21 protein-coding genes are annotated in these 24,138 nt (G+C 46.1%); 11 read left to right on the top strand and 10 right to left on the bottom strand.

All coding sequences use genetic code 11. From position 1 onward, the window contains the following. Positions 1 to 110: 110 nt before the first annotated feature. On the top strand, positions 111 to 1,454 hold the full coding sequence (locus tag AC1DM9_RS29915) for an FAD-binding domain-containing protein (RefSeq protein ID WP_477551859.1): 1,344 nt from the start codon (positions 111 to 113) through the stop codon (positions 1,452 to 1,454). Between the two features lie 97 nt (positions 1,455 to 1,551). Here AC1DM9_RS29915 and AC1DM9_RS29910 read toward each other — a convergent pair whose 3' ends face one another. Beyond that, positions 1,552 to 2,787, bottom strand: a complete 1,236-nt coding sequence (locus AC1DM9_RS29910) for an MFS transporter (protein WP_477551860.1) — start codon at positions 2,785 to 2,787, stop codon at positions 1,552 to 1,554. 116 nt (positions 2,788 to 2,903) lie between these two features. Between AC1DM9_RS29910 and AC1DM9_RS29905 the strand changes: the two genes are divergently transcribed. Further along, a complete protein-coding gene (locus tag AC1DM9_RS29905; RefSeq protein ID WP_441958835.1) occupies positions 2,904 to 3,428 on the top strand; it encodes a GNAT family N-acetyltransferase in 525 nt (174 codons plus the stop codon). Here the strand turns inward: AC1DM9_RS29905 and AC1DM9_RS29900 are convergent. Beyond that, positions 3,425 to 4,663 carry an EAL domain-containing protein gene (locus AC1DM9_RS29900; protein WP_477551861.1) on the bottom strand — a complete coding sequence of 413 codons (1,239 nt, stop codon included), beginning with the start codon at positions 4,661 to 4,663 and terminating at the stop codon, positions 3,425 to 3,427. The genes AC1DM9_RS29905 and AC1DM9_RS29900 overlap by 4 nt on opposite strands. A gap of 131 nt (positions 4,664 to 4,794) precedes the next feature. Continuing rightward, positions 4,795 to 5,088 carry a hypothetical protein gene (locus AC1DM9_RS29895; protein WP_076271564.1) on the bottom strand — a complete coding sequence of 98 codons (294 nt, stop codon included), beginning with the start codon at positions 5,086 to 5,088 and terminating at the stop codon, positions 4,795 to 4,797. Between the two features lie 181 nt (positions 5,089 to 5,269). On the opposite strand from AC1DM9_RS29895, the gene motA reads away from it, so the two are divergent. Continuing rightward, a complete protein-coding gene (motA, locus tag AC1DM9_RS29890) occupies positions 5,270 to 6,070 on the top strand; it encodes a flagellar motor stator protein MotA (protein ID WP_054027115.1) in 801 nt (266 codons plus the stop codon). Beyond that, positions 6,054 to 6,887 (top strand): flagellar motor protein MotB, encoded by an 834-nt coding sequence (locus AC1DM9_RS29885; protein ID WP_441912794.1) that lies wholly within the window; start codon positions 6,054 to 6,056, stop codon positions 6,885 to 6,887. The genes motA and AC1DM9_RS29885 overlap by 17 nt, the downstream gene beginning before the upstream one ends. Positions 6,888 to 6,962: 75 nt before the next feature. Here the strand turns inward: AC1DM9_RS29885 and rluF are convergent, their stop codons facing one another. From rluF to AC1DM9_RS29870, 3 genes are read right to left on the bottom strand one after another with little or no spacing between them, the layout of a single operon-like run. Continuing rightward, positions 6,963 to 7,664, bottom strand: a complete 702-nt coding sequence (rluF, locus tag AC1DM9_RS29880; RefSeq protein WP_076271562.1) for a 23S rRNA pseudouridine(2604) synthase RluF — start codon at positions 7,662 to 7,664, stop codon at positions 6,963 to 6,965. Positions 7,665 to 7,671: 7 nt separating this feature from the next. Then, entirely contained in the window at positions 7,672 to 8,448 is a 777-nt protein-coding gene (locus tag AC1DM9_RS29875) for an NAD(P)H-binding protein (RefSeq protein WP_477551862.1), read from the bottom strand. Between the two features lie 45 nt (positions 8,449 to 8,493). Then, complete coding sequence (locus AC1DM9_RS29870) at positions 8,494 to 10,233, bottom strand: ATP-binding protein (RefSeq protein ID WP_477583734.1); 1,740 nt, start codon at positions 10,231 to 10,233, stop codon at positions 8,494 to 8,496. 287 nt (positions 10,234 to 10,520) lie between these two features. Here AC1DM9_RS29870 and tadA point away from each other — a divergent pair, with 287 nt between their 5' ends. Then, positions 10,521 to 10,985: a tRNA adenosine(34) deaminase TadA gene (gene tadA / locus AC1DM9_RS29865; protein ID WP_076271560.1), complete on the top strand. Its 465-nt coding sequence runs from the start codon at positions 10,521 to 10,523 to the stop codon at positions 10,983 to 10,985. 6 nt (positions 10,986 to 10,991) lie between these two features. On the opposite strand, the gene AC1DM9_RS29860 is transcribed toward tadA, so the two are convergent. Beyond that, positions 10,992 to 11,186, bottom strand: a complete 195-nt coding sequence (locus AC1DM9_RS29860) for an aspartyl-phosphate phosphatase Spo0E family protein (RefSeq protein ID WP_076271559.1) — start codon at positions 11,184 to 11,186, stop codon at positions 10,992 to 10,994. Between the two features lie 350 nt (positions 11,187 to 11,536). Here AC1DM9_RS29860 and AC1DM9_RS29855 point away from each other — a divergent pair, with 350 nt between their 5' ends. The 6 genes from AC1DM9_RS29855 (at position 11,537) to AC1DM9_RS29830 (ending at position 18,229) form a co-directional block, all read left to right on the top strand. After that, a complete protein-coding gene (locus AC1DM9_RS29855; RefSeq protein WP_477551864.1) occupies positions 11,537 to 11,740 on the top strand; it encodes a hypothetical protein in 204 nt (67 codons plus the stop codon). Continuing rightward, the gene (locus AC1DM9_RS29850) at positions 11,737 to 12,924 is read left to right on the top strand and encodes a carboxylate--amine ligase (RefSeq protein WP_076271558.1); all 1,188 of its coding nucleotides are present in this window, start codon (positions 11,737 to 11,739) and stop codon (positions 12,922 to 12,924) included. Before AC1DM9_RS29855 ends, AC1DM9_RS29850 begins: the two co-directional genes overlap by 4 nt. A 41-nt stretch (positions 12,925 to 12,965) precedes the next feature. Beyond that, the gene (locus AC1DM9_RS29845; RefSeq protein WP_477583732.1) at positions 12,966 to 14,435 is read left to right on the top strand and encodes a UDP-N-acetylmuramoyl-L-alanyl-D-glutamate--2,6-diaminopimelate ligase; all 1,470 of its coding nucleotides are present in this window, start codon (positions 12,966 to 12,968) and stop codon (positions 14,433 to 14,435) included. Between the two features lie 39 nt (positions 14,436 to 14,474). Then, complete coding sequence (gene asnB / locus AC1DM9_RS29840) at positions 14,475 to 16,322, top strand: asparagine synthase (glutamine-hydrolyzing) (RefSeq protein WP_477583730.1); 1,848 nt, start codon at positions 14,475 to 14,477, stop codon at positions 16,320 to 16,322. An 83-nt stretch (positions 16,323 to 16,405) separates the two neighbouring features. Beyond that, positions 16,406 to 17,470, top strand: a complete 1,065-nt coding sequence (locus AC1DM9_RS29835) for a C39 family peptidase (RefSeq protein ID WP_477583728.1) — start codon at positions 16,406 to 16,408, stop codon at positions 17,468 to 17,470. Between the two features lie 45 nt (positions 17,471 to 17,515). Then, positions 17,516 to 18,229 carry an aspartate/glutamate racemase family protein gene (locus tag AC1DM9_RS29830; RefSeq protein ID WP_477583726.1) on the top strand — a complete coding sequence of 238 codons (714 nt, stop codon included), beginning with the start codon at positions 17,516 to 17,518 and terminating at the stop codon, positions 18,227 to 18,229. 69 nt (positions 18,230 to 18,298) lie between these two features. Here AC1DM9_RS29830 and AC1DM9_RS29825 read toward each other — a convergent pair whose 3' ends face one another. The 3 genes from AC1DM9_RS29825 to AC1DM9_RS29815 all read right to left on the bottom strand — a co-directional run bounded on the left by AC1DM9_RS29825 (position 18,299) and on the right by AC1DM9_RS29815 (position 24,044). Then, positions 18,299 to 18,712, bottom strand: coding sequence for an organic hydroperoxide resistance protein (locus AC1DM9_RS29825; RefSeq protein ID WP_076271553.1), 414 nt, complete (start codon positions 18,710 to 18,712; stop codon positions 18,299 to 18,301). A gap of 391 nt (positions 18,713 to 19,103) precedes the next feature. Then, positions 19,104 to 20,210 (bottom strand): glycosyltransferase, encoded by a 1,107-nt coding sequence (locus AC1DM9_RS29820; RefSeq protein WP_441884870.1) that lies wholly within the window; start codon positions 20,208 to 20,210, stop codon positions 19,104 to 19,106. Between the two features lie 75 nt (positions 20,211 to 20,285). Continuing rightward, a complete protein-coding gene (locus AC1DM9_RS29815; RefSeq protein ID WP_477583724.1) occupies positions 20,286 to 24,044 on the bottom strand; it encodes a BclA C-terminal domain-containing protein in 3,759 nt (1,252 codons plus the stop codon). Positions 24,045 to 24,138 lie beyond the last annotated feature (94 nt).

Genomic DNA, 24,138 nt, shown 5'->3' with positions numbered 1-24,138 from the left:
CAAAGCCGCAGTTTTTTGTCCTCTGACGACAAATGACTTGCGGCTTTGCTGTTTCATTCCAGCTGGAATGCGGCCGTTCAATGTTGCGCTTATGGAAGGAGCTATCACTGATGTATTTGTTTATTCACCGCAAGGATTTGCGTATTGCAGATTTGCGCGCTTTTGATTATTTGAAGAAAAAAGAGAAACAAGGCATTCATTTGCTAATCATAGATCCCGTTATTACAGGAGATGGCCGTTTAACTAGTCATAGCGGCCGGAATTTCATGGCGCAAGCCGCCTCGCTTCTGCACAACTATTCTAATGCAGGAAAGGAACTGCATGTGCTTTATGGTAATCCTGCTGCGATCACCGAAGCTCTGCTGCATGCGCATCCTATTGATGAGGTTATTGTTCATACAGACTATACGCCTTACTCACGGCAGCGAGATGAGCAGCTTGGGCTAATCACACGCAGCCTTGGCCGCCGCTGGATGTCTATTGCCGATTCACCTCTTGCTGATCTAGATGCTTTCCCGGCATTTGCTCGAAAAATGGATCCATACAAGGTTTTCACACCCTTTTATCGCAAGTGGAGCAGCTTTATGCTGGAGTGCTATAGCCCAATGAGTGAAACGACGATTCATGAGCTTGCTACCTTAAGCGAAATTAATGCCAAGGTTGCGCAGTCCTTCGCTTTGCCCGAATCCGTTTCATGCGCCCTAGGCGGCACAAACGTGCAAGGATCGTCCAAAGGATTATCCAAGCTGGAACGGTTCGTACGAGAACGCCTTGCCTCTTATTCGGAGAGCAGGGACGCCTATGCCGATGATCATACAAGCCAGCTTGCACGTTTCCTTAATACGGGCGCCATCTCCGCCCGCCAAGCCTACGAAATGACCCAAGGGCTCCCGGGGTCTGAATCATGGGTACGGCAGCTGGCATGGCGTGATTTTTATTTATATCAAGCGATGTATCATGATGATTTCTTTCGTTACGAGCAGCTAGCTGATATGTCCAAGCTCTCAAATGCTCATCTAGAAGCATGGGCTGCAGCTGCCACCGGCATTCCAATCATTGATGCGGCCATGACGCAGCTCAATCGTACAGGTGAGCTGCCCAACCGCTTGCGAATGGTAACAGCCATGTTTTTAACTAAAAATCTGCTATGCCCCTTCACGCTTGGCGAACAATATTTCCGCCTTCACTTAAGCGATTATGACAATACGCTTAATCGCGGCGGTTGGCTGTGGTGCGCTTCACTCGGGTATGACGCAGCGCCTTACTTCCGCATCATGAATCCCGCAACTCAGTCACAGACGCATGATCCTAGCGGCAGCTATATTAGGCGCTGGCTGCCTCATTTGAATCATCTGACAGACAAAGAGATTCATCAGCCGCAAAGCGGTGCCATCGTCGACTTGAAAGCATCACGCGCGCGCGCCATAGAGGTATACAAAACCATTCTTAAATAGCTGAAAGCATTTAGAATAACACGTTTAATAATAAATAAACCTCCACACCCGCTTTGAAACAGCGAATGTGGAGGTTTTTTTATAATTTGCAGTTCATTTAAGCCTTGGATCGTACGCTGTGAACTTGTTTTCTTCCGAGCAGGAGCATCGCCGCTAGCAGAAGCAGCATCAGTATAACTAAGCTGCTTATATACCATAACGTAGATTGCACATTGTACTGATCCATTATCCAGCCAGTCAAACGAGGAAAAATCGCTCCTCCAAGCCCGCCGAATGCTACAAGCAAACTCGTCGTCCTCTCCGTCATACCCGGAATGAGCTCATTGGCATAAACAAGAGCGATACCGAATATACCCGAGAAGAACAATCCGCTAAGTGCGACAAAGGCAAGCATCCAGCTAAGCTGACCCATAACAGCCATTAAAACAAAAACGACCGAGGCGCCCGCTGTAGCAATAAGCAAGTAACGCGAATAACCCATTCGGTCAGCCAGCAGCCCCGCAAATAGACGCCCTAGCACCATCGTTCCCCAGAACAAGCTGAGCACCGCTGCCGCACTGGAATCTCCTACACCTGATCGAACGATGAGAATAGAAGGCAGATAGTTAGAGAAGCTCATTTCCATTCCTACATAAATCATAAAAAATAAAGCCGATAACAAGAGAAATGGAAGTGCTTTGCGCGGATAGCCAAAAAAGACAGATCCGCGAGTGGTTTGCATTCCTTCCAACTCATTCGAATGGCCTTCCTTCACTCCCGGTGTTCGAGCAACTATACCAAGCTCATCATCCAGCTCTCCAAAGGACATCGTCAGCCAGAGAACAAAGGTGATGCCTGACATCGCTGCCAGAATCGGAAAGGAAACCTGCCATATGCTATGCTGAATCAGATAAGCCGCTGCAATTGGAATCAACAATGCACCAACGCCAAAAAAGGTTTCCAATCGGCTCATTGCCGATGCCTTGCCGTTTTTCGCCATATCAATAATCATTGCGCCGACGACCGCTTCCGTCATCCCAAAGCCAAGACCCGCAAGCGGAGCAATCGCGAGCATCCAGCCCCATGGCAGCAGCAAACTATACGCCGCCTCACTCAGCGTCAGTACGCCCATCGCAATCAGTACTGCGCCTCTTTTTCCAACTCTCGAAGTAATAGATGGCGCTAACAGAACACCCACCAGGAACCCGAGGAATTGATTCATAATCCATTGCCCGCCATCTTTATAGGTTAAACCATAATGAGCGATGAGCTGTTCCAAGATAGATCCGCCCACAACATGGGCAACGCCGATGACTAAATATGACAAGCAGCCTAGCCAGATCAACTTCTTCATTTTGATGCTTCTCCTTATTTACGCGCGATCAACGCACGCCTATCTGTTATAATAAACCTATTTCATTCGACATTCGCTCTATTCAGCTACTTTTTTTCAAGCGGAGGTAAAAACAAATGACAAGCCATCAAAGCTCTATTCATTATAATCGAGATGAAGGCGATATGACCATATGCCCGCTCGAAACCGTCCATGCACAGCAACTATGCGGCTGGCGCTACGAGGCTCCATTTGATGTTTATAATTGGCCGACTTGGGAGCAAATGAAAAAAGACGAAATCGAATTTGGCGATCCCGTCCTTCGTGCTGCCCAATATATGGCTGTCCTAGACGCTCAGTCTGCGCTTATTGGGTTCGCGCAGTTTTTTCCTTTAACAGGCGTAACGCGGCTCGGGCTCGGATTGCGGCCTGATCTTTGCGGTAAAGGCCTCGGCCTTGCCTTCACACGTCTCATTGTGGCAGAGGCAATAAGGCGCACCCCTCAAAACGAAATTGATTTGGAGGTGCTTACTTGGAATACTCGTGCGATGCGCGTTTATGAACAAGCCGGCTTCCATATTACCGACACCTATGCGCGTTCTACTCCCACTGGCTTTGCCGAATGCCATTGTATGGTTTATGAGCCAGCAGCCGCACGTTAACGACGCTGGACTCCGCGCTCAGAATCCCTCAAATCCATAAGTAAAATAAGACCAGGCGCTGCTAGAACAGATACGGTTCTAATCCATGCGTGAGAATCGAGATCAGTATAGGCGCGCGAAACGATTGCACGTCGATGCTCATTGAGCTGGACGAGATTAGGAACAAAATAGGGACGCCAACACCAGTTGGCACCGCGGTATTGCTCCTCTCGCCTCCAAGCCTTGTCCGCATCGCGATAATAGTTGGATGAGAGCTGAATACCGCTCTCATTGCACAAATAAACCCGAATGCAATGGTCGTAAAGCTCGGGAAGCAGCCCCTCTATCCATTCATCCTCATGATCCAGGTAACGCGTCTCCTGAACAAGCGCAACCCACTGCTCTGCCAGCTTCTCCGATTGCCGCTGCCAATAGCGTTCAGTTCCAACGAAATGCAGCAGATGCTGATCAAGCTCCGCTTCAATTAGAGATGCAAAACAAGCAGGCTCACGAAACTCCGGCTCTGCCCTTGCAAACATATAGCCTTGGACGTAACGGGCGCCTGCCTGAATTGCGCGGGCCAAATCCTCCCTTGTCTCCACTCCCTCGACGAGCAGCGAAGCTCCAATTTGCTCTGCTAAATCAGAGAAGGATCGCAGCACACCGAAATAGCCGTCATGAGTCGCGCTTTTCTTAATCATATGAATATCGATTTTGAGCAGGTTGGGCTGAATGTGAGCAATCCGATCCGTATTGCTAAAACCACTGCCTACATCATCGATTGCAATTAAACAGCCCCTTGCCCGGTATATGTCGACAACAGAACGAAGCCTATCCATGGAACCTTGGAAGCTTTCCTCCGTTATCTCGATGACAATTCGTTTAGGGTCAATTCCGTACTTATCAAGCAGCGACAACGTGTAGAGCTCGCCGATTTCCTCATACCGATAAATCCAAGACGGCTTCAAATTAATGAATAACATCGGCTGCTCTTCTTCCATTGAAGCCAGCTTCGAGAATGCTTGCTCCCGCAGTACCCGGTCCACAATAATGTGGTCATCTTCTGGAATTTGCTCATTGCAGAAGAAAGGTCCAAGACTCCTCACGGAATCACCCTTTACAGCTCGAGCAAGCACCTCGTAACCCATAATGCGTCTTGTATCCATCGCTATAATGGGCTGATAAAATGCAGCTAATGTTTCACCATCCAATTCAAGCGCTTTCGGCAACAGCAACGATGATGAGCACTCATTCATGTCGTTCTCCTCTATGTTAGATCAATGTCAAATTATATGTCATGTTGTATTGAATAACATTGTAATAGAGTCGACATAAAATGTAAAGATCCGACAGGAGCACTACTTATATGAAGTTTTATGCCGAATGCTTATATCAATCTAATGATTTGGGTCACCTTATCGTCTTGTGAAACCTCTATGATGTGATGTTTGCTATTATACGTAATGACACCGCTGCCTACCTCAATGACCGGATTCTCTCCTAGCCCAAAGAAAACATCATCCGCCAAAGCCTCCATCACTTCATGCCGATCGCTTACAGGCAGCTGAGCCCATTCATCTGGTTCCATTTCAAAAAAAGTATAGCTATTCTCAATTTCAGCCACAGCTGCTGTAAAATCCTTCAATATATCTGAATATTCTCTTGCATGTCTTACGCCCATTTGCGTATACCACCTTTGCTATCGTCATTTTTTGTACATATCTCTCTACTATTCTACCGCATTTTATCATTTTTTAACGCATTCGCCTTAAATCATTCCATATACTCTAACTTCAGAATACCCATTTGTCGATAATATAAGAAGTAGAGAAATGTCGAAAATGTATTGGACGGGGTGTATGATGAAAAATTCAACAATTATTGGTTTGGTGCTAGGATTAGTCGCTGTACTTGGAGGCATGGTTTTAAAGGGAGCACACCTGTCCTCTCTTGCAAATCCAGCTGCTTTTATGATTATTATTTTGGGAACTATAGCCTCCGTCATGATCGCCTTCCCGATGTCCGAGCTATCCAAAGTCGGTAAACTATTCAAAATGGTGTTCACTGAGCAAAAGCTGCCTATGCGTGATGAGCTGATTCAGCGCTTCATGGAATGGGCTTCCATTACACGTCGCGAGGGTTTGCTCGCTCTTGAAGCAAAAGTTGACGAGATTGAAGATACATTTCTTCGTAACGGCATGCGTATGATTATTGACGGAAATGACCAAGATTTTGTACGCGATGTTTTACTTGAGGATATTGCCGCAACAGAAGACCGCCACAAAGCGGGAGCACTTATTTTTACGCAAGCAGGTACATATGCCCCTACACTTGGGGTACTCGGTGCAGTTGTAGGCCTCGTTGCCGCACTTGCTGATATGAGCGATATGGGAAAACTCGCACATGCCATCGCAGGAGCTTTTATCGCAACACTTCTTGGTATCTTTACAGGTTATGTATTATGGCATCCTATTGCTAATAAACTGAAGCGCATGTCTAAGAAAGAAATTCAAATCCGTCTTATGATGGTGGAAGGCCTTCTTTCTATTCAATCCGGCGTATCAACGATCGCTATTAATCAGAAGCTGTCTGTTTTCCTTACACCTACAGAAAGATTGAAGATGAGGGAAAAGGAGGAAGGCGCCGTTGAGCAGAAAGCATAGACATGAAGAACACGAGGAGCATGTGGATGAATCATGGCTCATTCCTTACGCCGATTTGCTCACCCTGCTGCTAGCACTTTTTATCGTGTTGTACTCCATGAACTCCGTCGACGTAAAGAAGTTTGAAGAAATGTCGAAAGCATTTAGTTTAGCACTCAGCACTGGCAGCGGTATTCTAACCGAAACGTCCGCTGTGAAAAGCGGCGAGGATGACGGGAAGAAGCAAAAAGAAGAAGGCGGCAAGCTTCCCGACAAGGATGTAAACAAAAATCAATCAGATGAAGAGAAAGCTCGCGAGGAACTTATTAAGCAGGAGCAGAAGGATCTCGAGGATCTGAAGAAAAAAGTAGATGCCTATATTAAGAAAAACGGCCTGACATCTGATCTTGAGACGAAGTTAAATCTCTCACAGCTGATGATTACGATTAGCGACAACGCATTATTTGCACCGGCACAAGCAACTGTTAAGCCTGAATCGAAGGAGCTTGCCGTTGCGATCAGCAAAATGCTGCAGCAGTACCCTGATTATGAGGTCATCGTTTCCGGTCATACCGATACAACGCCGATCTCGACTTACCAATTTAAATCAAACTGGGATTTGAGCTCTATGAGGGCGATTCGTTTCTTGGACGTTTTGCTCGAAAATAAACAACTTAAACCCGAGCGCTTTAGCGCTATCGGCTACGGTGAATATCGTCCTGTTGCCGACAACGAGACGGTTGCAGGCAAATCCAAAAACCGTCGTGTAGAGGTTTCGATCATCCATACGTACACTGATGTCACGAATGCCCAGCAGTTAAATGTAAAAAAACCATAATTAAAAACCTGAATCAACTCGCCCTAAGCGTGTGATTCAGGTTTTTTTGTCGTTATACGAATGAATGTTTCCTGCTTAGACCGGCTCATAACTTAATGTCTCGAACAAAGTCGCCTTCTCGGCTTCGCTCAAATCACGCCATTTGCCAACATGAAGACCGCCGAGCTGGATGTTCATAATACGCTGCCGCTGCAGTCTCCGAACATGATAACCGAATGCTTCGCACATTCTACGAATTTGACGATTGCGGCCTTCCGTTAAAATAATGCGGAATACGCGGTCCGTCACTCTTGTTACAACACATGGCAATGTCATGCTGCCTAGTATATGAACTCCGCTTGCCATTCCTTTTAAGAACGCTTCTGTCATCGGTTTATCTACAGTAACCAAATATTCTTTCTCATGCTTGCCCTCCGAGCGTAGAATCGGATTGACGATATCACCGTCATTCGTGAGAAGAATTAATCCCTCCGAATCCTTGTCCAGCCTCCCGATCGGGAAGATACGCTCCTCATGACCAACAAAATCAACAATATTGCCTTTAATATGAAGCTCGGTTGTACAGGTAATGCCTACCGGCTTATTAAGCGCAATATAAACATGATTTTTTTGCTCGCCGATTTTGCGGCCATCAACACGTACATCGTCACCTATTTCAGCTTGGCTGCCGAGCTGTGCCTTTTCTCCATTGATCGTAACACGTCCGCTGTCTACTAGCTTATCCGCCTCACGTCTGGAGCAATAACCTGTTTCACTAATAAACTTATTGATTCTCAAAGCTGCTTCACCCCGTTGTATGTAATGCCAAGTCGGCAATTTTGTCCGATGAATAATATTGAATCATCGATGACTTGCTTGCTGCCTTCATTTGTCCAGCTTGTCCCGCCGCTCTTCTCATTGCCAAAGCTACATCCTCGCCCTTAATCGGCCGATACTTGCGCAGCGGACCAACCATCGCAAATTGCAGCCCTTTCGAAACGACAGCTCCAAACGCTTCACCAGGTCGAGCCTGCGGTCTTTCGCCAAGCAGAAGCGAGGGTTGGAACACTTGAACTAGCGGAATGCACAGCTTAGCAATCGCATCCTGCAGTTCCCCTTTCACTCTGCTGTAAAATATTTTTGAACTGGAGGAAGCCCCCATAGCCGTCACGATAGAAAATAAAGAAGCATTCGTGCGTTCTGCAAACCGGGCAAGCGTGAGCGGATATTCGTAATCTACTTTGCGAAAGGCTTCTTGCGTCTTCGCAACCTTAATCGTCGTGCCAAGCGTACAAAACACGACATCTGCATGTACCTGCTCCAGCGTTTGATCCAAATCATCAAAGGCGGTGACGATCATATTCAGTTTGGAGAGCTCATTTGCGCTGCCCAAAGTTTTCGTCTCTAGCGGCCGCCTTACAATAACGGTTACCATCGTCACCAGCGGATCATGAAGCAGCTGCCGGAGCAAAGCTGCTCCGATCAAACCAGTAGTTCCTACGAGTAAGGCGCTGTAGCCTGAAGCATCATGAAGCACGTTCCCTTTTTGCCATGAACCATCTACAGAAGATTCCTGCTTCAACGAGAATCCCTCCTCTTACTTTTCAGTTAGAAGCCCGATCTGTGCTTATGCTTCCAGTATACCGCTCTCCCGTGTTTCTTTCAAAGCTGGCAGCAGCAAATGTATCGTTGTTCCGACATTAACCTGGCTTTTAATATCCATCGTTCCGCGGTGGCTGTTAATAATACGCTGACTAACCATAATGCCGAGCCCTGTGCCCGTTTCCTTCGCTGTAAAAAAGGGATCTCCAATTTTCGGTATCATATCGTCCGGGATGCCCATTCCTTCATCCGTTATCGTGATCGAAATGTATTCCCGTTTATGGTTAATATGAATATGGATTCGTCCACCACTTGGCATCGCTTCAATCGCATTTTTCAGCAAATTAATAAACACTTGCTTCAATTGATTTTCTTCACATGAAATTAAGCAAGAATCATCGGTTAGAGTAACACAAAACTCGATATTATGAAGAAGTGCCTCACTGTTCATTAACGCAATAACATCTTGCAGTACATCCCGTATGTCCTTGGTGACAAACCTCGTCGCTTGCGGCTTCGCAAGAATGAGAAACTCGCCAACAATGAGATTGATCCGGTCAAGCTCCGATAACATAAGCGTTACGTGGGAAAGCGCCAGCTTCTTGCTCTCCTGCTGGAGCTGCAGGAAACCGCGCAGCGTCGTCAGCGGGTTGCGAATTTCATGGGCTACACCTGCTGCTAGCTGCCCTACTGTCGTCAGCTTCTCCGACCTGCGCAGCAGCTCTTCCATTTTGTTACGGCTCCTCATGTCTCTTGAAATGCTGGCAAAGGCACGAATCGTTCCGTCCGAATCACGAATTGGCGATATGGTTACACTTACAGGTATCAGCTCTCCAAGCTTTGTCATTCGTATCGTTTCCTGAGCTGGCAGTACTTTGCCCGACAAGATCTGGTTTAACATATCCCTCATCTCTGCATGATGAGAGTCGGGAAGAATAGGATTTATGAGACCAATTGCTTCTTCTTCCTCATAACCAAAGAGCAGCTCGAAAGCACGGTTTACTTGAATAACCTTACCATCCAAATCAATAAGATGAATCGCATCGCTCGTGTGATTAATAAATGACTCCAAATGCTCCTTCATCCGGCGGTTTTCCTCAAACGCTCTGCGCAGCTTGTTCATATATATACTTAGATTTTGCGACATCGCATTGACCTTAAGAGCCAGCAAGCCGAATTCATCCTTGCGTTTAATTCGAATCGGCTGTTGAAACCTTGCAGATGAAACCTCGTTAACCTTCCATAATATATCTTTTAAGGGTCTAATCATTACTCCTACCAGCCAATAGCTAATAAAGAGGACGAGCACCATCGATATGCCCGTATAAATGAATGAATCATTTCGCTTCTCCGCGATAAGCTCATTAATTCCCTTTTTGTCATAAACGACACTTATAATGTAATTACCCATCTGCTTCGTGTAATAATAACTTCTAAAATAGCATTTTCCGTTGATCTCCATCTTTCGAAGCTCAAAACCTGTTTTCTTCACATCGGTTATAATAGATTGATCGCTATTTGAATCCAAATACGTGTAAGTACCGTAACGCACAGCCAACGTATCTTGCTCAAATACTGTAATTTCATTTATATTTGGATTTAATGTTTTTACGATATCAAAGATATGCCCAGGGCCTGAGCGATCCTTCTCCGGAAAGATATAGCCTGAACCTGACTTCTTCTCGTAAGAGGAAAATGTGTTCGCCACATGCATGGAAGTATCGTGCATCGCTCGTTTTGCTTGCTCACGCATGCTTTGAATCATCGAATACTCACTAAGCATGTGTTGGAATATAAAAAACGTCAAAACGATAAGCGTGATCAAGACTGAAAATTTCATCTTTATTGACAATGAATGACACATCCTTTTACACAAAAACGTTTTTATTAACAACTTATACACAATATCCACAATTACTGTGCACAGCTCTGAATAAATTGTGAGTATTTATGTGTATATCATGATAGTTATCCACAATGTTATCCACGACATGTTAACAACGGAATATTTGTTCGTTGTATAATGAATAAATAGTAAAGGAGTTATTGTATATGACAAGAGAGCAAGAAGATCAGAAATGGATGCTGGAAGCTATTGAAGAAGCCAAAAAAGCCGAGCAAATTGGAGAGGTTCCTATCGGGGCTGTTATCGTCAGAAACAATGAAATCATCGGAAGAGGCTACAATTTGCGTGAGACGAGGTTTGATCCAACCGCTCATGCCGAAATGGTAGCTATTCGTGACGCCTGCGATCGCATCGGCGCATGGAGATTATTAGATTGTACATTGTATGTCACGTTGGAGCCTTGTCCAATGTGCGCCGGCGCCATTGTTCAATCTCGGGTTAAACGTGTCGTTTATGGAACAACCGACCCGAAGGCTGGATGTGCTGGGACGCTCATGAATTTACTGCAAGAGCCCCGTTTCAACCATGAAACGGAGCTCACTAGTGGTATTTTACAACCTGAATGCTCAAACCTGTTGACTCAATTTTTCCGACGGCTTCGAGAGAGATAATATTCTCTACATATCGTCGCGGCGTATCGTAATATGTGTTAGCTCGTTTCTTTGTATATGCTGTAACGCAACAATTAGTTGATCGGCCTCTTCGCTAATCGCTAGAACATCCGGATCTGTCAGACTGCCGCGCGCTTCGGCTATTTCATGAAGCTTTAGCCGCAACGACTGCAATTGTTTAAGCAAGTGTTTTTTGTCCATAGCTCGCTTCGGGGCACGCTCCTTATCTAGCACTCGTGTGGTAATGCTTCTATTATACTCGTAGAGCAATAAGGAGTTTGTAAAAACTTGTCGACGAACGTAGACAATTTTCGGGCATTATTCGACAAAATGAAGTTATTTTATCCAATTTCTAGTTCTTTTTAACTAGTAAAATCGATCAATATATGGAAAAAGTTACTTGCGTTAAATACAGAATAGTAAAATATACATATATATGAATAATTGAAAAATGTTAATAAAATCACAAATATGCTAATAACGCTCATCAAGTGCTTTAATGTTAAAAATTCCGATAAATGGTTTCAGCGATTTACGGGTAATGGTGTCGAATGCCAGAAAAAACGGCTGATAAAGAAGCTGTTTTAAGCGGCAGCATGCGCCTCGGATTTGGTCCAAATCCTCCACATCTTTGTAGCTATTATGAGGATAAATCCATTTGTATTATAAGAAAGTATGAAGTAAAATTATTTAAAACATTAGTCGTAATACAGGGAAATGAACATAAATTAGGATGTCGGGATGTGCCTTTGTGAATAATAAAGCAGTAATTTTGGGTTGTAATTATTATATAGGTTTAAGCACCATTCGTTGCCTAGGCATTAACGGTGTACATACGGTTGCCGTAGATTATTCGACTAAAGATACCTATGGCGCCGATTCAAAATATACGTCTGAGAGACTAATCTCTCCTCATTATAAAGAAGACACGGCAGCGTTCATTCGTTTCTTGAAGGAATATGCCCGCAAGCAAAGCGCTCCTCCTGTCCTTATTCCATGCCACGATTCTTATCTTGAGGTTATCGATGAGCATTTGGAAGAGCTTAGAGAACACTATCTCATACCACAAGACATTCCGGGCATATACTCGGATATGATGAATAAAGAGGTGCTGCAGCGCCTTTCTCTAGAAAATGGCGTAGCTGTTCCCGAAACGGTCCGTGTAGACGAAGATCGTTTTTTTGAGAAGATCGACGAAATCATTAAATATCCTTGTATCGTCAAACCAACAGATTCTCCATCCTTCGTTGCCAAGTTTAGACGCAAGCTATTTAAGGTACACAGCCGCGCTGAGCTCGAACAAGCGCTGGCCAAAGCGAAGGAAGCGAGCTTGGAAGTCATCGTACAGCGTATCATCCCGGGTTTCGACGATCATATGTATACGTTCGACGCGTATTTAAACCAAGATTCAAAGGTCACTCACTGGGTCACTTGTCAAAAATTCCGCCAATATCCGATTAACTTCGGCGCATCGGTGTATACAGGGCAGAGATACGTACAAGAGCTGTTCGATATCGGAGCTCCTTTTCTAGAGAAGATGAAATGGAAAGGCTTCGCGGAAATTGAATTCAAAAAAGACGCCGAAACTGGCCGTTTTTATTTAATCGAAGTCAATTGCCGGATTACCAACCTGAACAACCTGCTGTACCGAGTTGGGGTAAATATTCCATGGATTACTTACCAAGAGTTAACTGGCGGCAACCTTGTGCCTCCCAAAGCCGTCAAAGAGAATACGAACCGTGTTTTCTGGTACGGATATGAGGACATGCTTGCTGTTCGCGATTACATCAAGACGGGTCAATTGACTTGGAAGCAAGTATTCGTATCCTTGTTTAAACCGAAAGCTTATGCGATCTGGGATTGGAAGGACCCGAAACCAGCCTTTTCCTATGCGGCTATCATCGGTGGCAAGCTTACGAAAAAGCTTCTAAGAAGATAGCCTGCAAAAATAGTAATAGGTAATAGAATGGAGCTGATCGTATGTTATTGACCTCCTTACTGAAAGATCTGGATTACACGCTCGTGAAAGGCGATTTGCATATTGAAGTAAGCTCCATTGCCTTTGATTCGAGGGAAGCTTCAGCCAATGGCGTATTTGTCGCGATAACGGGCTTTTCGGTTGATGGACACCATTTCATCGAAAAAGCAATCGCACTTGGTGCGACCGTCGTTATTGTCGAGAAGGATGTTCATGTGCCAGCAGGAATAACGGTGCTGCAAGTTAACGACACGCGTGAGGCGCTCGCCCTGGTATCTGCAAACTTCTATCATCGCCCGACTGAGCAAATGAATCTTCTCGGCATCACTGGAACAAACGGGAAGACATCGACCACATATTTTCTAAAATCTATATTCGAGCAAACGGGGACAGCCCTCGGAATTATCGGCACGATCGGCACAGTTATCGGCGACAAGCTGATTCAAAATAAAAATACGACGCCGGAATCGCTGTATTTGCAACGAATCTTCGCCGATATGATCGAATCACATATGAAGCATTGCGTCATGGAGGTTTCTTCGCATGCGCTCAATTTGAAACGCGTTGCTCATTCCAGCTTCAAAACTGGCATTTTCACAAATCTAACGCCGGATCATTTGGAGCTTCACCATACGATGGAGGAATATTTCGAAGCGAAGGCTTTGCTGTTCGACATGACGACGGACTTTAACATTATTAATGCAGATGATAAATTTGGGCGTATTCTCATTGACCGATTGCAGCATAAGGGTCCAAAGCTGGTTACTTATGGCATTGAGCAGGAAGCTGACATTTACGCGACGGATATTACTTATTATGCCGACTATACGACTTATAATGTAAATACGCCAAAGGGCAGCATCGCAATTAAAGTAAACCTGCCTGGGACGATCTACGTATATAATAGTCTAGCCGCTATTGCAACAGCTTATTGCAATCAATTTACTCTACAGCAAATCGCAGATGGCATTGTGTCTGTTGAGGGTATTAAAGGCCGGCTGGAAGTTGTCTATCAAGATGAGGATACGAAGATCATCGTCGATTTCGCTCATACCGAGGACAGCCTAGAGAAGGCATTAAAAACAATCAGGCCTTTTACCAAAGGCAAAATCATTCTCGTGTTCGGCGTTTACGCATCTGATGGGGAATCAGGCACAGAGAAACGTAGAGCGATGGCTAAGGTAGCCGCTACATTTGCTGATTTTTCCGTAATCACCTCTGATAATCCCAAGGAGCAGGATAATAACCTGATTATTAGGGAAATTATTGAAGGAGTCGAAGCTTATAACGGAGCTTATGAGGCCGTTATCGACCGGAGAGATGCTATTGCTTTTGCCATTGATATCAGCAGAAAAGACGATGTCATTCTCATTGCCGGCAAAGGTCATGAAACGTCGCAAATTATTGGGAAAACGGAAATCCCATTTAATGAATCGGAAATCGTCAGGGAAATCAAATTAAAAACGATGTGACTGCGCTTAAAACAATAAAGTTAATGAAAGGTATTCCACATGTGCGGTTTTGTAGGTTTTGCAGATAGTCGTCCCGACGTTGATCAAGTAGCCATTATTAAAGATATGATGGATATGATCGTTCATAGAGGTCCCGATAGTGGCGGTATCTATTCAGATGAGGAAGTAACTTTAGGGTTTAGACGCCTCAAAATTATAGATATGTCTGAAGAAGCCAGCCAACCGATTTACAACGAGGATAAAAGCTGTGTTCTTGTATTTAATGGAGAAATCTACAATTATCAAGAGCTGCGCGAAGAGTTGATTCAGTGCGGGCATACCTTTGTTAGCCATACGGACAGCGAGGTTATCATTCATGCTTATGAAGAGTATGGAACCTCGCTGCTTCAGAAGCTAAGAGGCATGTTTGCTTTTGCGATATGGGATACGAATACGGAAACGATGTTTCTCGCCAGGGATTTCTTTGGCATAAAGCCGTTGTATTATACACAAAACACAACGGATAATTCCTTCCTATTCAGCTCTGAAATCAAAGCTTTCTTAAAGCAGCCTGCCTTTCGCAAAGAGCTGAACAAGGATGCGCTCAAGCCTTACCTGACCTTTCAATACTCCGTGCTTGATGAAACGTTTTTTAAAGGCGTGTACAAGCTGAAGCCTGGTCACTATATGCTTTACAAACAAGGCAAGCTAGAAGTGAAGCCTTATTGGGACGTTAACTTTGCAGAAGAACCGAACAGCCTGTCCCATTACGTAAACCAAATTAAAAGCACAGTAAAAGAATCAGTCGCCTATCACCAAATTAGCGATGTGCCGGTCGGGTCTTTTTTGTCCGGAGGCATTGATTCCAGTTATATTACCGCTTTGCTAAAACCAAACAAAACATTTTCCGTCGGCTTTGAGGATTATGAAGGCAACTTTAATGAGACGAACCTCGCAGAGGATTTGTCAGAAATTTTAAACATCGAAAACTATAAACGACTGGTTTCAGCGGATGAGTGCTTCAAAATGCTGCCAACGATTCAGTATCATATGGACGAACCGCAGTCCAACCCTTCCTCCGTGCCTCTCTATTTCCTAGCAGAGCTTGCGAGCAAGCATGTGACCGTGGTGCTCTCTGGAGAAGGCGCAGACGAAATTTTCGGCGGTTATGATTGGTACGATACGACACCAGCGATGAAAAAATACAAGAAGCTTCCGTTTGCAATCAGGCGGCCGTTATCATTATTAAGCGGCAAGCTGTCCAAAAACAGAATCACCTCCTTTGTCGTAAAAGGCGGACAGCGGGTTGAGGAACGTTTTATCGGTCAAGCGCAGGTGTTTGAAGAAGCTGATGCCTTAGCCGTATTGAAGGACGAATATAAGCAAGGACCATCCGTACAAAGCATTACGAAGACTGTATATGATCAAGTGCGGGGCAAAGATGATATAACCAAAATGCAATATCTCGATCTGAAGCTTTGGCTTCCGGGAGATATTCTTCTTAAGGCAGACAAAATGAGCCTCGCCCATTCCATTGAGCTGAGAGTTCCATTTTTAGACAAAGTGGTTATGGATCTGGCTTCCAAGCTGCCTACTGATCTTCGTGTACATCCAAGCAATACGAAGTATGCACTGCGTACAGCTGCGAAGGAAGTACTTCCCGATGAATGGGCGAATCGACCAAAGGTTGGTTTTCCTGTACCTATTAGGCACTGGCTAAGACAAGAGAAATATTATAAGCTCGTTAAGGACATGTTTCTCTCGGACCGAGCGAAGCTGTTCTTTCATACCGATGAGCTGATGAAATATCTGGATTCGCATTATTCAGGCAAGCAGAACTACGCTAGATACATTTGGACAGTGTATGTGTTCCTTATATGGCATAAGACGTTCTTCGAGCAAGCGTAACAGGCATGGGGCAGCCACCGGCTGCCTGCTCGTTACACACTGTCGCATAACTATTACGGCTATAAAGTGAAGGAGCCACCAACATGAAGAGAATGATCAAGCTCCTGGTGTTATTGGGTATTATATTTTTTATTTATACATTGTTTACGAAAGAAGATGCAAAACCTGTATTCAATGAGAAAGTCGATTCTACACAAACGACTGCCCCTACTCCAGAAATAGAGCAAGGAACAATTACAATAATAAGCAAAGACGAAGCAACGCAGCAGCCGATTAAAGATGCTGTATATACAATAACCGCTGCTAATAGCGGATCGGTTATCGGCACCATGACAACAGACGAAATGGGCAAAGCAACATCTATTTTGCTCGATTACGGTACCAGCTATAAGATAAAACAACAGAAGGTCGGCAGGCCTTATCAGCTGTCGGAGGAAGAGCATCAAATAGCGGTTAACGGCCCTGCACAAGAGCTGACAACCACCAACAAAACGTTTGAATATGTGAAGGATTATGAGCGGGCAGCTGATGGCTCCATTAACATTAAGAAGGTTTATATCGATGTCGATACCATCATGCAGAAGCCTGAGCTGCCTAACGGCTGTGAAATTACTTCATTAACCGCGGTACTCAATTATTACGGATATGACGTTACCAAAACAGAAATGTCGGATAATTATTTGCCGAAGCAAGCTTTTATCACCAAAAACAATAAATTGTATGGGCCTGATCCCTATAAGTCATACGCTGGCGAACCTAGGTCGTTAAAGGGCGGATTTTTCAGCTTTGCTCCTCCTATCGTGGAGGCGGCTAACTTGTATTTTGATGTCGCAGGGCGCAGCAACAGTACTTCAGATATTAGCGGCAGCACGCGAGAGGAAATCATCGAGCAGCTTAATAAAGGGATTCCTGTCGTAACTTGGATCACGCTTGATCTCACGCCGCCAAAAATGAATTACGCTTGGTATTTCAGTGATACTGGTGAATATTATTCAGCTCCTATTAATTTGCACGTGGTTGTCCTAAATGGATATGAGGATGGTAAAGTACATGTAATGAATCCGTTAAAAGGACAAGTTACTTACGATGCAGACACTTTTTTTAACAGCTATGACGCAATGGGAAGCCATGCTATGATCGTTGAATAACTAAATCATTTCAATTAAACACTTCATCAAAAGTAGGTTGAGGCAATGGAAGCTAAAAGCTTAGGCATCATAGGCGGGATGGGCCCAAAAGCAACATCCGTATTTTTCGATATGATTATCGAGCAAACGGCAGCAGACCGTGATCAAGAGCATATTGATATCGTCATTCTCAATCATGCCACTTTGCCAGATCGAACAGGTGTCATATTAGAAAACAAAGGCGAGTTGTTTCTCAAAGCGGTTGCTAAAGATTTCAAAATCCTTGAGGCAGCAGGCGTATCTAATATTGCGATTCCTTGCAATACGTCGCATTATTTCTATAATGATATGCAGCAAATGACAAGCATAAATATAATCAACATGGTGGATGAGACGCTGAAAAAGATCCATGACACCTTTGGAGAACACTGCAAGATTGGTATTCTAGCTACAAATGGAACGGTTAGCAGCGGCGTGTATCGTCATGGCTGCAATCAGTATAATATGCACCTTCACGAGCCTGAAGAAGTCATTCAGGAGCATGTGATGGACATTATATACAACAAGGTCAAACGCAATTTGCCTGTTGAGCCTTCCGAGTTTGAAGGCATCATTAACCACTTGCTCGTGCAGGATGAGTGCCAGTGTGTGATCATCGCATGCACTGAATTATCCTGCATACCGATCCAAAAAGACGTCGCAGCCTTTTGTGTAGATGCAATGACGGTGCTTGTACAAAGATCTATTGAGCTGTCGGGCAAACAAACCATCGCGAAATAAGAACATCACAAAAAATCCGGAGATCATTCTCCGGATTTTTTTTGTGCTTTGGGCTTGTACTATTTTAGATTAAAGAAGATTGAGTTCTACATTAATGTTGCCTCTAGTGGCTCTAGAATACGGACATACCTGATGAGCGGCTTCGACCAATTCCTTCGCTACGTCTGCTTCAACGCCCTCAAGCGCAATATCCAGCTTCACAGCCAGCTCATATCCGCCATCTGCATCCTTGCCAAGCGTAACATGAGCGGTTACTTCGGTTTTCTCCACTTTAATTTTCTTCATCCGGCACACAACGTTAAGAGCACTCTCGAAGCAAGCTGCGTAACCTCCTGCAAACAATTGCTCCGGGTTCGTTGCGCCACCCACTCCTCCAAGCTCTTTAGGAGCTCTCACATCTACATTCAAAATATTATCGCTTGAAACAAGCTTTCCATCTCTTCCACCTGTTGCCGTTACCGTAGCTGTATATAAGTTTTGCATCATTAATTCCTCCATTTTAGTTTTTATTTTAGTACGTTACTTTGCAAGCTCTAGACCTTGAAGCTCCTCATGAAAAAGCACCTTATCGACAATGGCCTTTTATTTAACCTCCGTTACTTGAAATAACTTCTTGTTTTCTTATTGCCAAAGAGAGCCTTCTCTATTCTCCTCATGCAATTTGGTGCAGTGAAGATTTTATATTTTATACAATTCAATTTTATAAAATTTAATATACACTCGCTCATAGGCGATGTCAATAGTGCGAAGTGAAATATGCTGAACTAACAAAAAAGATTTCCTCCCAAACTGACGGGAAGAAATCTTGTTGTTTAATTATATTCAGTTGAAATAGGAATCCTCATTCGATCTTAGAAATTCGCTCTGTTACCCATTAAGTTGAGGGTTCTAGACTAATCTCGATTGTTTTCTTTCCTAACCGTTTGTTCAAATAATCACGATTTGCCAAAATGCGCTCGTCCGTCGGCCGGAATTGTGCTGCTTTTTCATTGTGATCGTAAGCGGCTTCGTAATCACCTATGCCATCGTAACAAACGCATAGCTGCAGCTGCGGCAGCCATGTAGAACAAGCTAAATTCTCAAAGCCCCAGTTCTGCTCTGGCTTCTCTGTGCTCAGCGCTAATTTATACCAATAAATTGCCAGCTTATACTCTTGACGCTGTAAGAAATAATAACCGAGGCGGCAACAAAATTCCGGACGAGGCTTGTCGTAATGAAAAGAGCGAAAGATCGAATCGACCACATTGCGTACTTCATTAAGCTCGCTGTAGCAATCCGCAAGCCTGCCGCAAGAAGCAATGTTATCCTCAATCCATCCTTTGCCCGTCGCAAGAAACTTTTCGTAGTACCTTATAGCAGCCTCATATTTCCCATGGTCCTTAAGTTCATTGGCATAATAGAATAAATCGCGCGGAGAAAAGATTTCCCCTTTAGCCAGTCGTTTCTCATAAATGTTCAAATTGCGATCACTGTCATGATGTATACTGCTATGGGTTACGGCGATATCGCTGCTCAATATATCCCCGTAAACTTCAAGGTATTCATGAACCGGACCAATCCATTTGAAAGCCCGCGATCTTTTTACAATTCGGTTTCGTCTTAGCTTTGAAGTTACATTACCGAATTCATCAAACGCCAAGTGGTATTCCATAGAAATGGAGTCGACGGCAGGATCTACATTTTGTTTTAGCGCCAGCAGTTTCTGCTGATCGATTTCCTTCAAAATATCATCTGCATCCAGCCACATAATATGGGATTTGGTTGCTAAAGAAAAAGCATAGTTGCGAGCTGCCGCAAAATCATCGATCCATGTAAAATGTTCGATGCGATCGGTAAACTCGCTCGCAACCTGCTTCGTTAAATCCGTGGAACCCGTATCCACAATAATAATCTCATCAGCGATATCCTTCATGGAAGCTAGACATCGACCGAGCGTTTTCTCTTCATTTTTGACAATGAGGCACAAGCTGATGGAAATCAACAAAACCACACTCCCGTGAGTCGATTAGATTGATACATCATATTCTCATGCCATTGTCCTGTTACTTCTGCTTTATTAACTAACCCGAATGATGGTCAAAGCCGCACCTGCTCCGCCGCCTAACAGCGTTGCTGTTCCTAATAATCCAAACATTTGAAGCGTTATGGTACTGCCTGCTGACAAAGTAACAATAATATCGTTATTAAAGCTTGATAAGCTTAGAACTGGAGCCACCGTAGAAGGAAGATTCGCTGCACCATTAATTAGAAGACGAGTACTGAGCAGTAAGGCAGCGGTGGTGTTGATCTGATAAGTGATATAGTATCTGCCTGCATTAACAACTGTAAAGGTATCATTAGCTCCGTTGACGGTAATATTCGGGCTTAGGTTTTGTGAGCTCGGGAGTGGTACATTCGTTCCTCCGAGCACAACAGCGATAAGTGCACCCGTTGTATTGCCAGCATAACTAGAATCGGCCGTTGGTTCAGCACCTGTTACACCTGTGGCTCCCGTAGTTCCAGTTGCTCCTGTTGCTCCTGTTACGCCATTCGTTCCAGTGGCACCCGTTGCCCCTGTTACGCCATTTGTTCCGGTGGCTCCTGTGGCACCGGTAGCTCCTGTCGCTCCAGTTCCAGTTGCTCCTGTCGCGCCTGTTACACCGTTGGCTCCTGTTGCTCCTGTGGTGCCCGTTGCACCCGTTGCTCCTGCTACTCCTGTGGAGCCTGTTGCACCCGTTGCTCCTGCTACTCCTGTCGCTCCTGTTGCCCCAGCAGTTCCTGTCGCTCCCGTTACGCCGTCTGCTCCTGTTGCTCCTGTAGAGCCCGTTGCACCCGTTGCTCCTGCTACTCCTGTCGCGCCTGTTGCCCCAGCCGTTCCTGTCACACCAGTTACACCGTCGGCTCCTGTTGCTCCTGTGGAGCCCGTTACACCCGTTGCTCCTGCTACTCCTGTTGCACCAGTTACACCATCAGCTCCTGTTGCTCCTGTGGAGCCTGTTGCACCCGTTGCTCCTGCTACTCCTGTCGCTCCTGTCGCTCCTGTTGCCCCAGCAGTTCCTGTCGCACCCGTTACGCCGTCTGCTCCTGTTGCTCCTGCTACCCCTGTCGCTCCTGTTGCCCCAGCAGTTCCTGTCGCTCCAGTTACACCGTCTGCTCCTGTTGCTCCTGTGGAGCCCGTTACACCCGTTGCTCCTGCTACTCCTGTCGCTCCAGTTACACCATCAGCTCCTGTTGCTCCTGTAGAGCCCGTTACACCCGTTGCTCCTGCTACTCCTGTTGCACCTGTTGCTCCAGCAGTTCCTGTTGCACCAGTTACACCGTCTGCTCCTGTTGCTCCTGTAGAGCCCGTTACACCCGTTGCTCCTGCTACTCCTGTCGCTCCTGTTGCCCCAGCAGTTCCTGTCGCACCAGTTACGCCGTCTGCTCCTGTTGCTCCTGTAGAGCCCGTTACACCCGTTGCTCCTGTCGCTCCTGTTGCCCCAGCAGTTCCTGTCGCACCAGTTACGCCGTCTGCTCCTGTTGCTCCTGTAGAGCCCGTTGTACCCGTCGTTCCTGGTAATCCAGTCGCCCCGGTCGCACCTGTTTCACCCGCTCCCGTAGCACCCGTTGCTCCTGTTGCACCACTCGCCGCAATCAGCGTATAATCTGGCGAAGTTCCCGGTGTGCCTGTTGGCGGCGCCGTATTCACGATATACGTGCTTCCATTAAACGTTACGACCTGACCTACTGGATAGCCTGGCGCTGCGAGTGGATCAAATACTACAATTCCACTCAGACCGACACCTGTTGCACCTGTCGATCCCGTCGTTCCTGTCTCTCCTGTTACTCCTACTCCAGTTGCTCCTGTCGCACCTGTTGCACCAACAGCTCCCGTTGCGCCTGTCGATCCTGTTGCACCCGTTGCTCCATCTGTTCCCGTAGCACCTGTTACTCCTGCTCCAGTCGCGCCCGTTGCTCCCGTAGCACCACTCGCTGCAATCAGCGTATAATCCGGTGACGTACCCGGTGTCCCTGTTGGGGGCGCCGTATTCACGATATACGTGCTTCCATTAAACGTTACGACCTGACCTACTGGATAGCCTGGCGCTGCGAGTGGATCAAATACCACGATCCCACTTAGACCAACTCCAGTTGCACCGGTAGATCCAGTAGCACCTGTTTCACCCGCTCCAGTCGCACCCGTTGCTCCTGTTGCACCACTCGCTGCAATCAGCGTATAATCCGGCGATGTTCCCGGTGTGCCTGTTGGTGGTGCCGTATTCACGATATAGGTACTTCCATTAAACGTTACGACCTGACCTACTGGATAGCCTGGCGCTGCGAGTGGATCAAATACTACAATTGCACTCAGACCGACTCCTGTAGCTCCGGTAGATCCTGTCGTTCCTGACGCTCCTGTTACTCCTACTCCTGTCGCACCTGTTGCACCATCAGCTCCCGTTGCGCCTGTCGATCCTGTTGCACCCGTTGCTCCATCTGTTCCCGTTGCACCTGTTACTCCTGCTCCAGTCTCGCCGGTTGCACCTGTAGCACCACTCGCTGCAATCAGCGTATAATCCGGCGAAGTTCCAGGTGTCCCTGTTGGCGGTGCAGTATTCACGATATACGTGCTTCCATTAAACGTTACGACCTGACCTACTGGATAGCCTGGTGCTGCGAGTGGATCAAATACTACAATTCCGCTTAGTCCGACTCCTGTAGCTCCGGTAGATCCCGTCGTTCCTGTCGCACCTGTTGCACCGACAGATCCAGTTGCTCCTGTGGAACCTGTTACACCTGTGGCTCCATCTGTTCCCGTTGCACCTGTTGCTCCCGCTCCCGTAGCACCCGTAGAACCTGTAGCACCACTCGCCGCAAGCAGTGTATAATCCGGTGAAGTTCCTGGTGTGCCTGTTGGCAGAACTGTATTCACGATATAAGTGCTGCCGTTAAACGTCACAACTTGACCAAGAGGATAGCCCGGTGCTTCGAGTGGATCAAATACTACTGCTCCGCCTAGACCAACTCCTGTCGCACCAGTAGATCCCGTTGTTCCTGTTGCACCTGTTACTCCCGCTCCTGTTGCACCCGTCACGCCTGTAGCACCACTCGCCGCAAGCAGTGTATAATCCGGTGAAGTTCCAGGTGTGCCTGTTGGCGGAACTGTATTCACGATATAAGTGCTGCCGTTAAACGTCACAACTTGACCAAGAGGATAGCCCGGAGCTGCGAGCGGATTAAATACTACTGCTCCGCCCAGACCAACTCCTGTCGCACCAGCAGATCCCGTTGTTCCTGTTGCACCTGTTACTCCCGCTCCTGTTGCACCCGTCGCGCCTGTAGCACCACTCGCTGCAAGAAGCGTATAATCCGGCGAAGTACCCGGTGTGCCTGTTGGCGGCGCCGTATTTACCACATACGTGTTTCCATCAAACGTTACGACCTGACCTACTGGATAGCCTGATGCTGCGAGTGAATCATAAGTCACGACACCGTCTAGACCTACTCCCGTTGCACCAGTTACTCCGCTTGCTGCAAGCAGCGTATAGTCTGGCGAAACACCGGGTGTTCCTACTGGAGAAGACGTATTTACAACATACGAGCTCCTATTAAACGTAACCACTTGGCCTGCTTGATAGCCAAGTGCTGCGAGTGGATTAAATGCAACAATACCATTTAAGCCTGCTCCTGTAGCACCTGTAGTTCCTGTAGCACCTGTAGTTCCTGTAGCTCCCGTGGCACCTGTTGACCCAGCAGCACCTGCTGCCCCAGGACTGCCCGCAGCTCCCGTTGCCCCGGTTGCTCCTTTTGCACCTGTATCTCCATCCGTTCCACGAAAACCTCTGTGCCCCCTCAAACCTCGAGGTCCTCTATCTCCCTTCGGCCCTCTATACCCACTTGGCCCCCTTACGCACCTTTTTACTCTTTTACTCGGTTTTGAAGAATGGCCG

It is taken from the genome of Paenibacillus sp. 01T431 (assembly GCF_056398625.1).
This window is presented reverse-complemented; position numbering and strand designations above follow the sequence as displayed.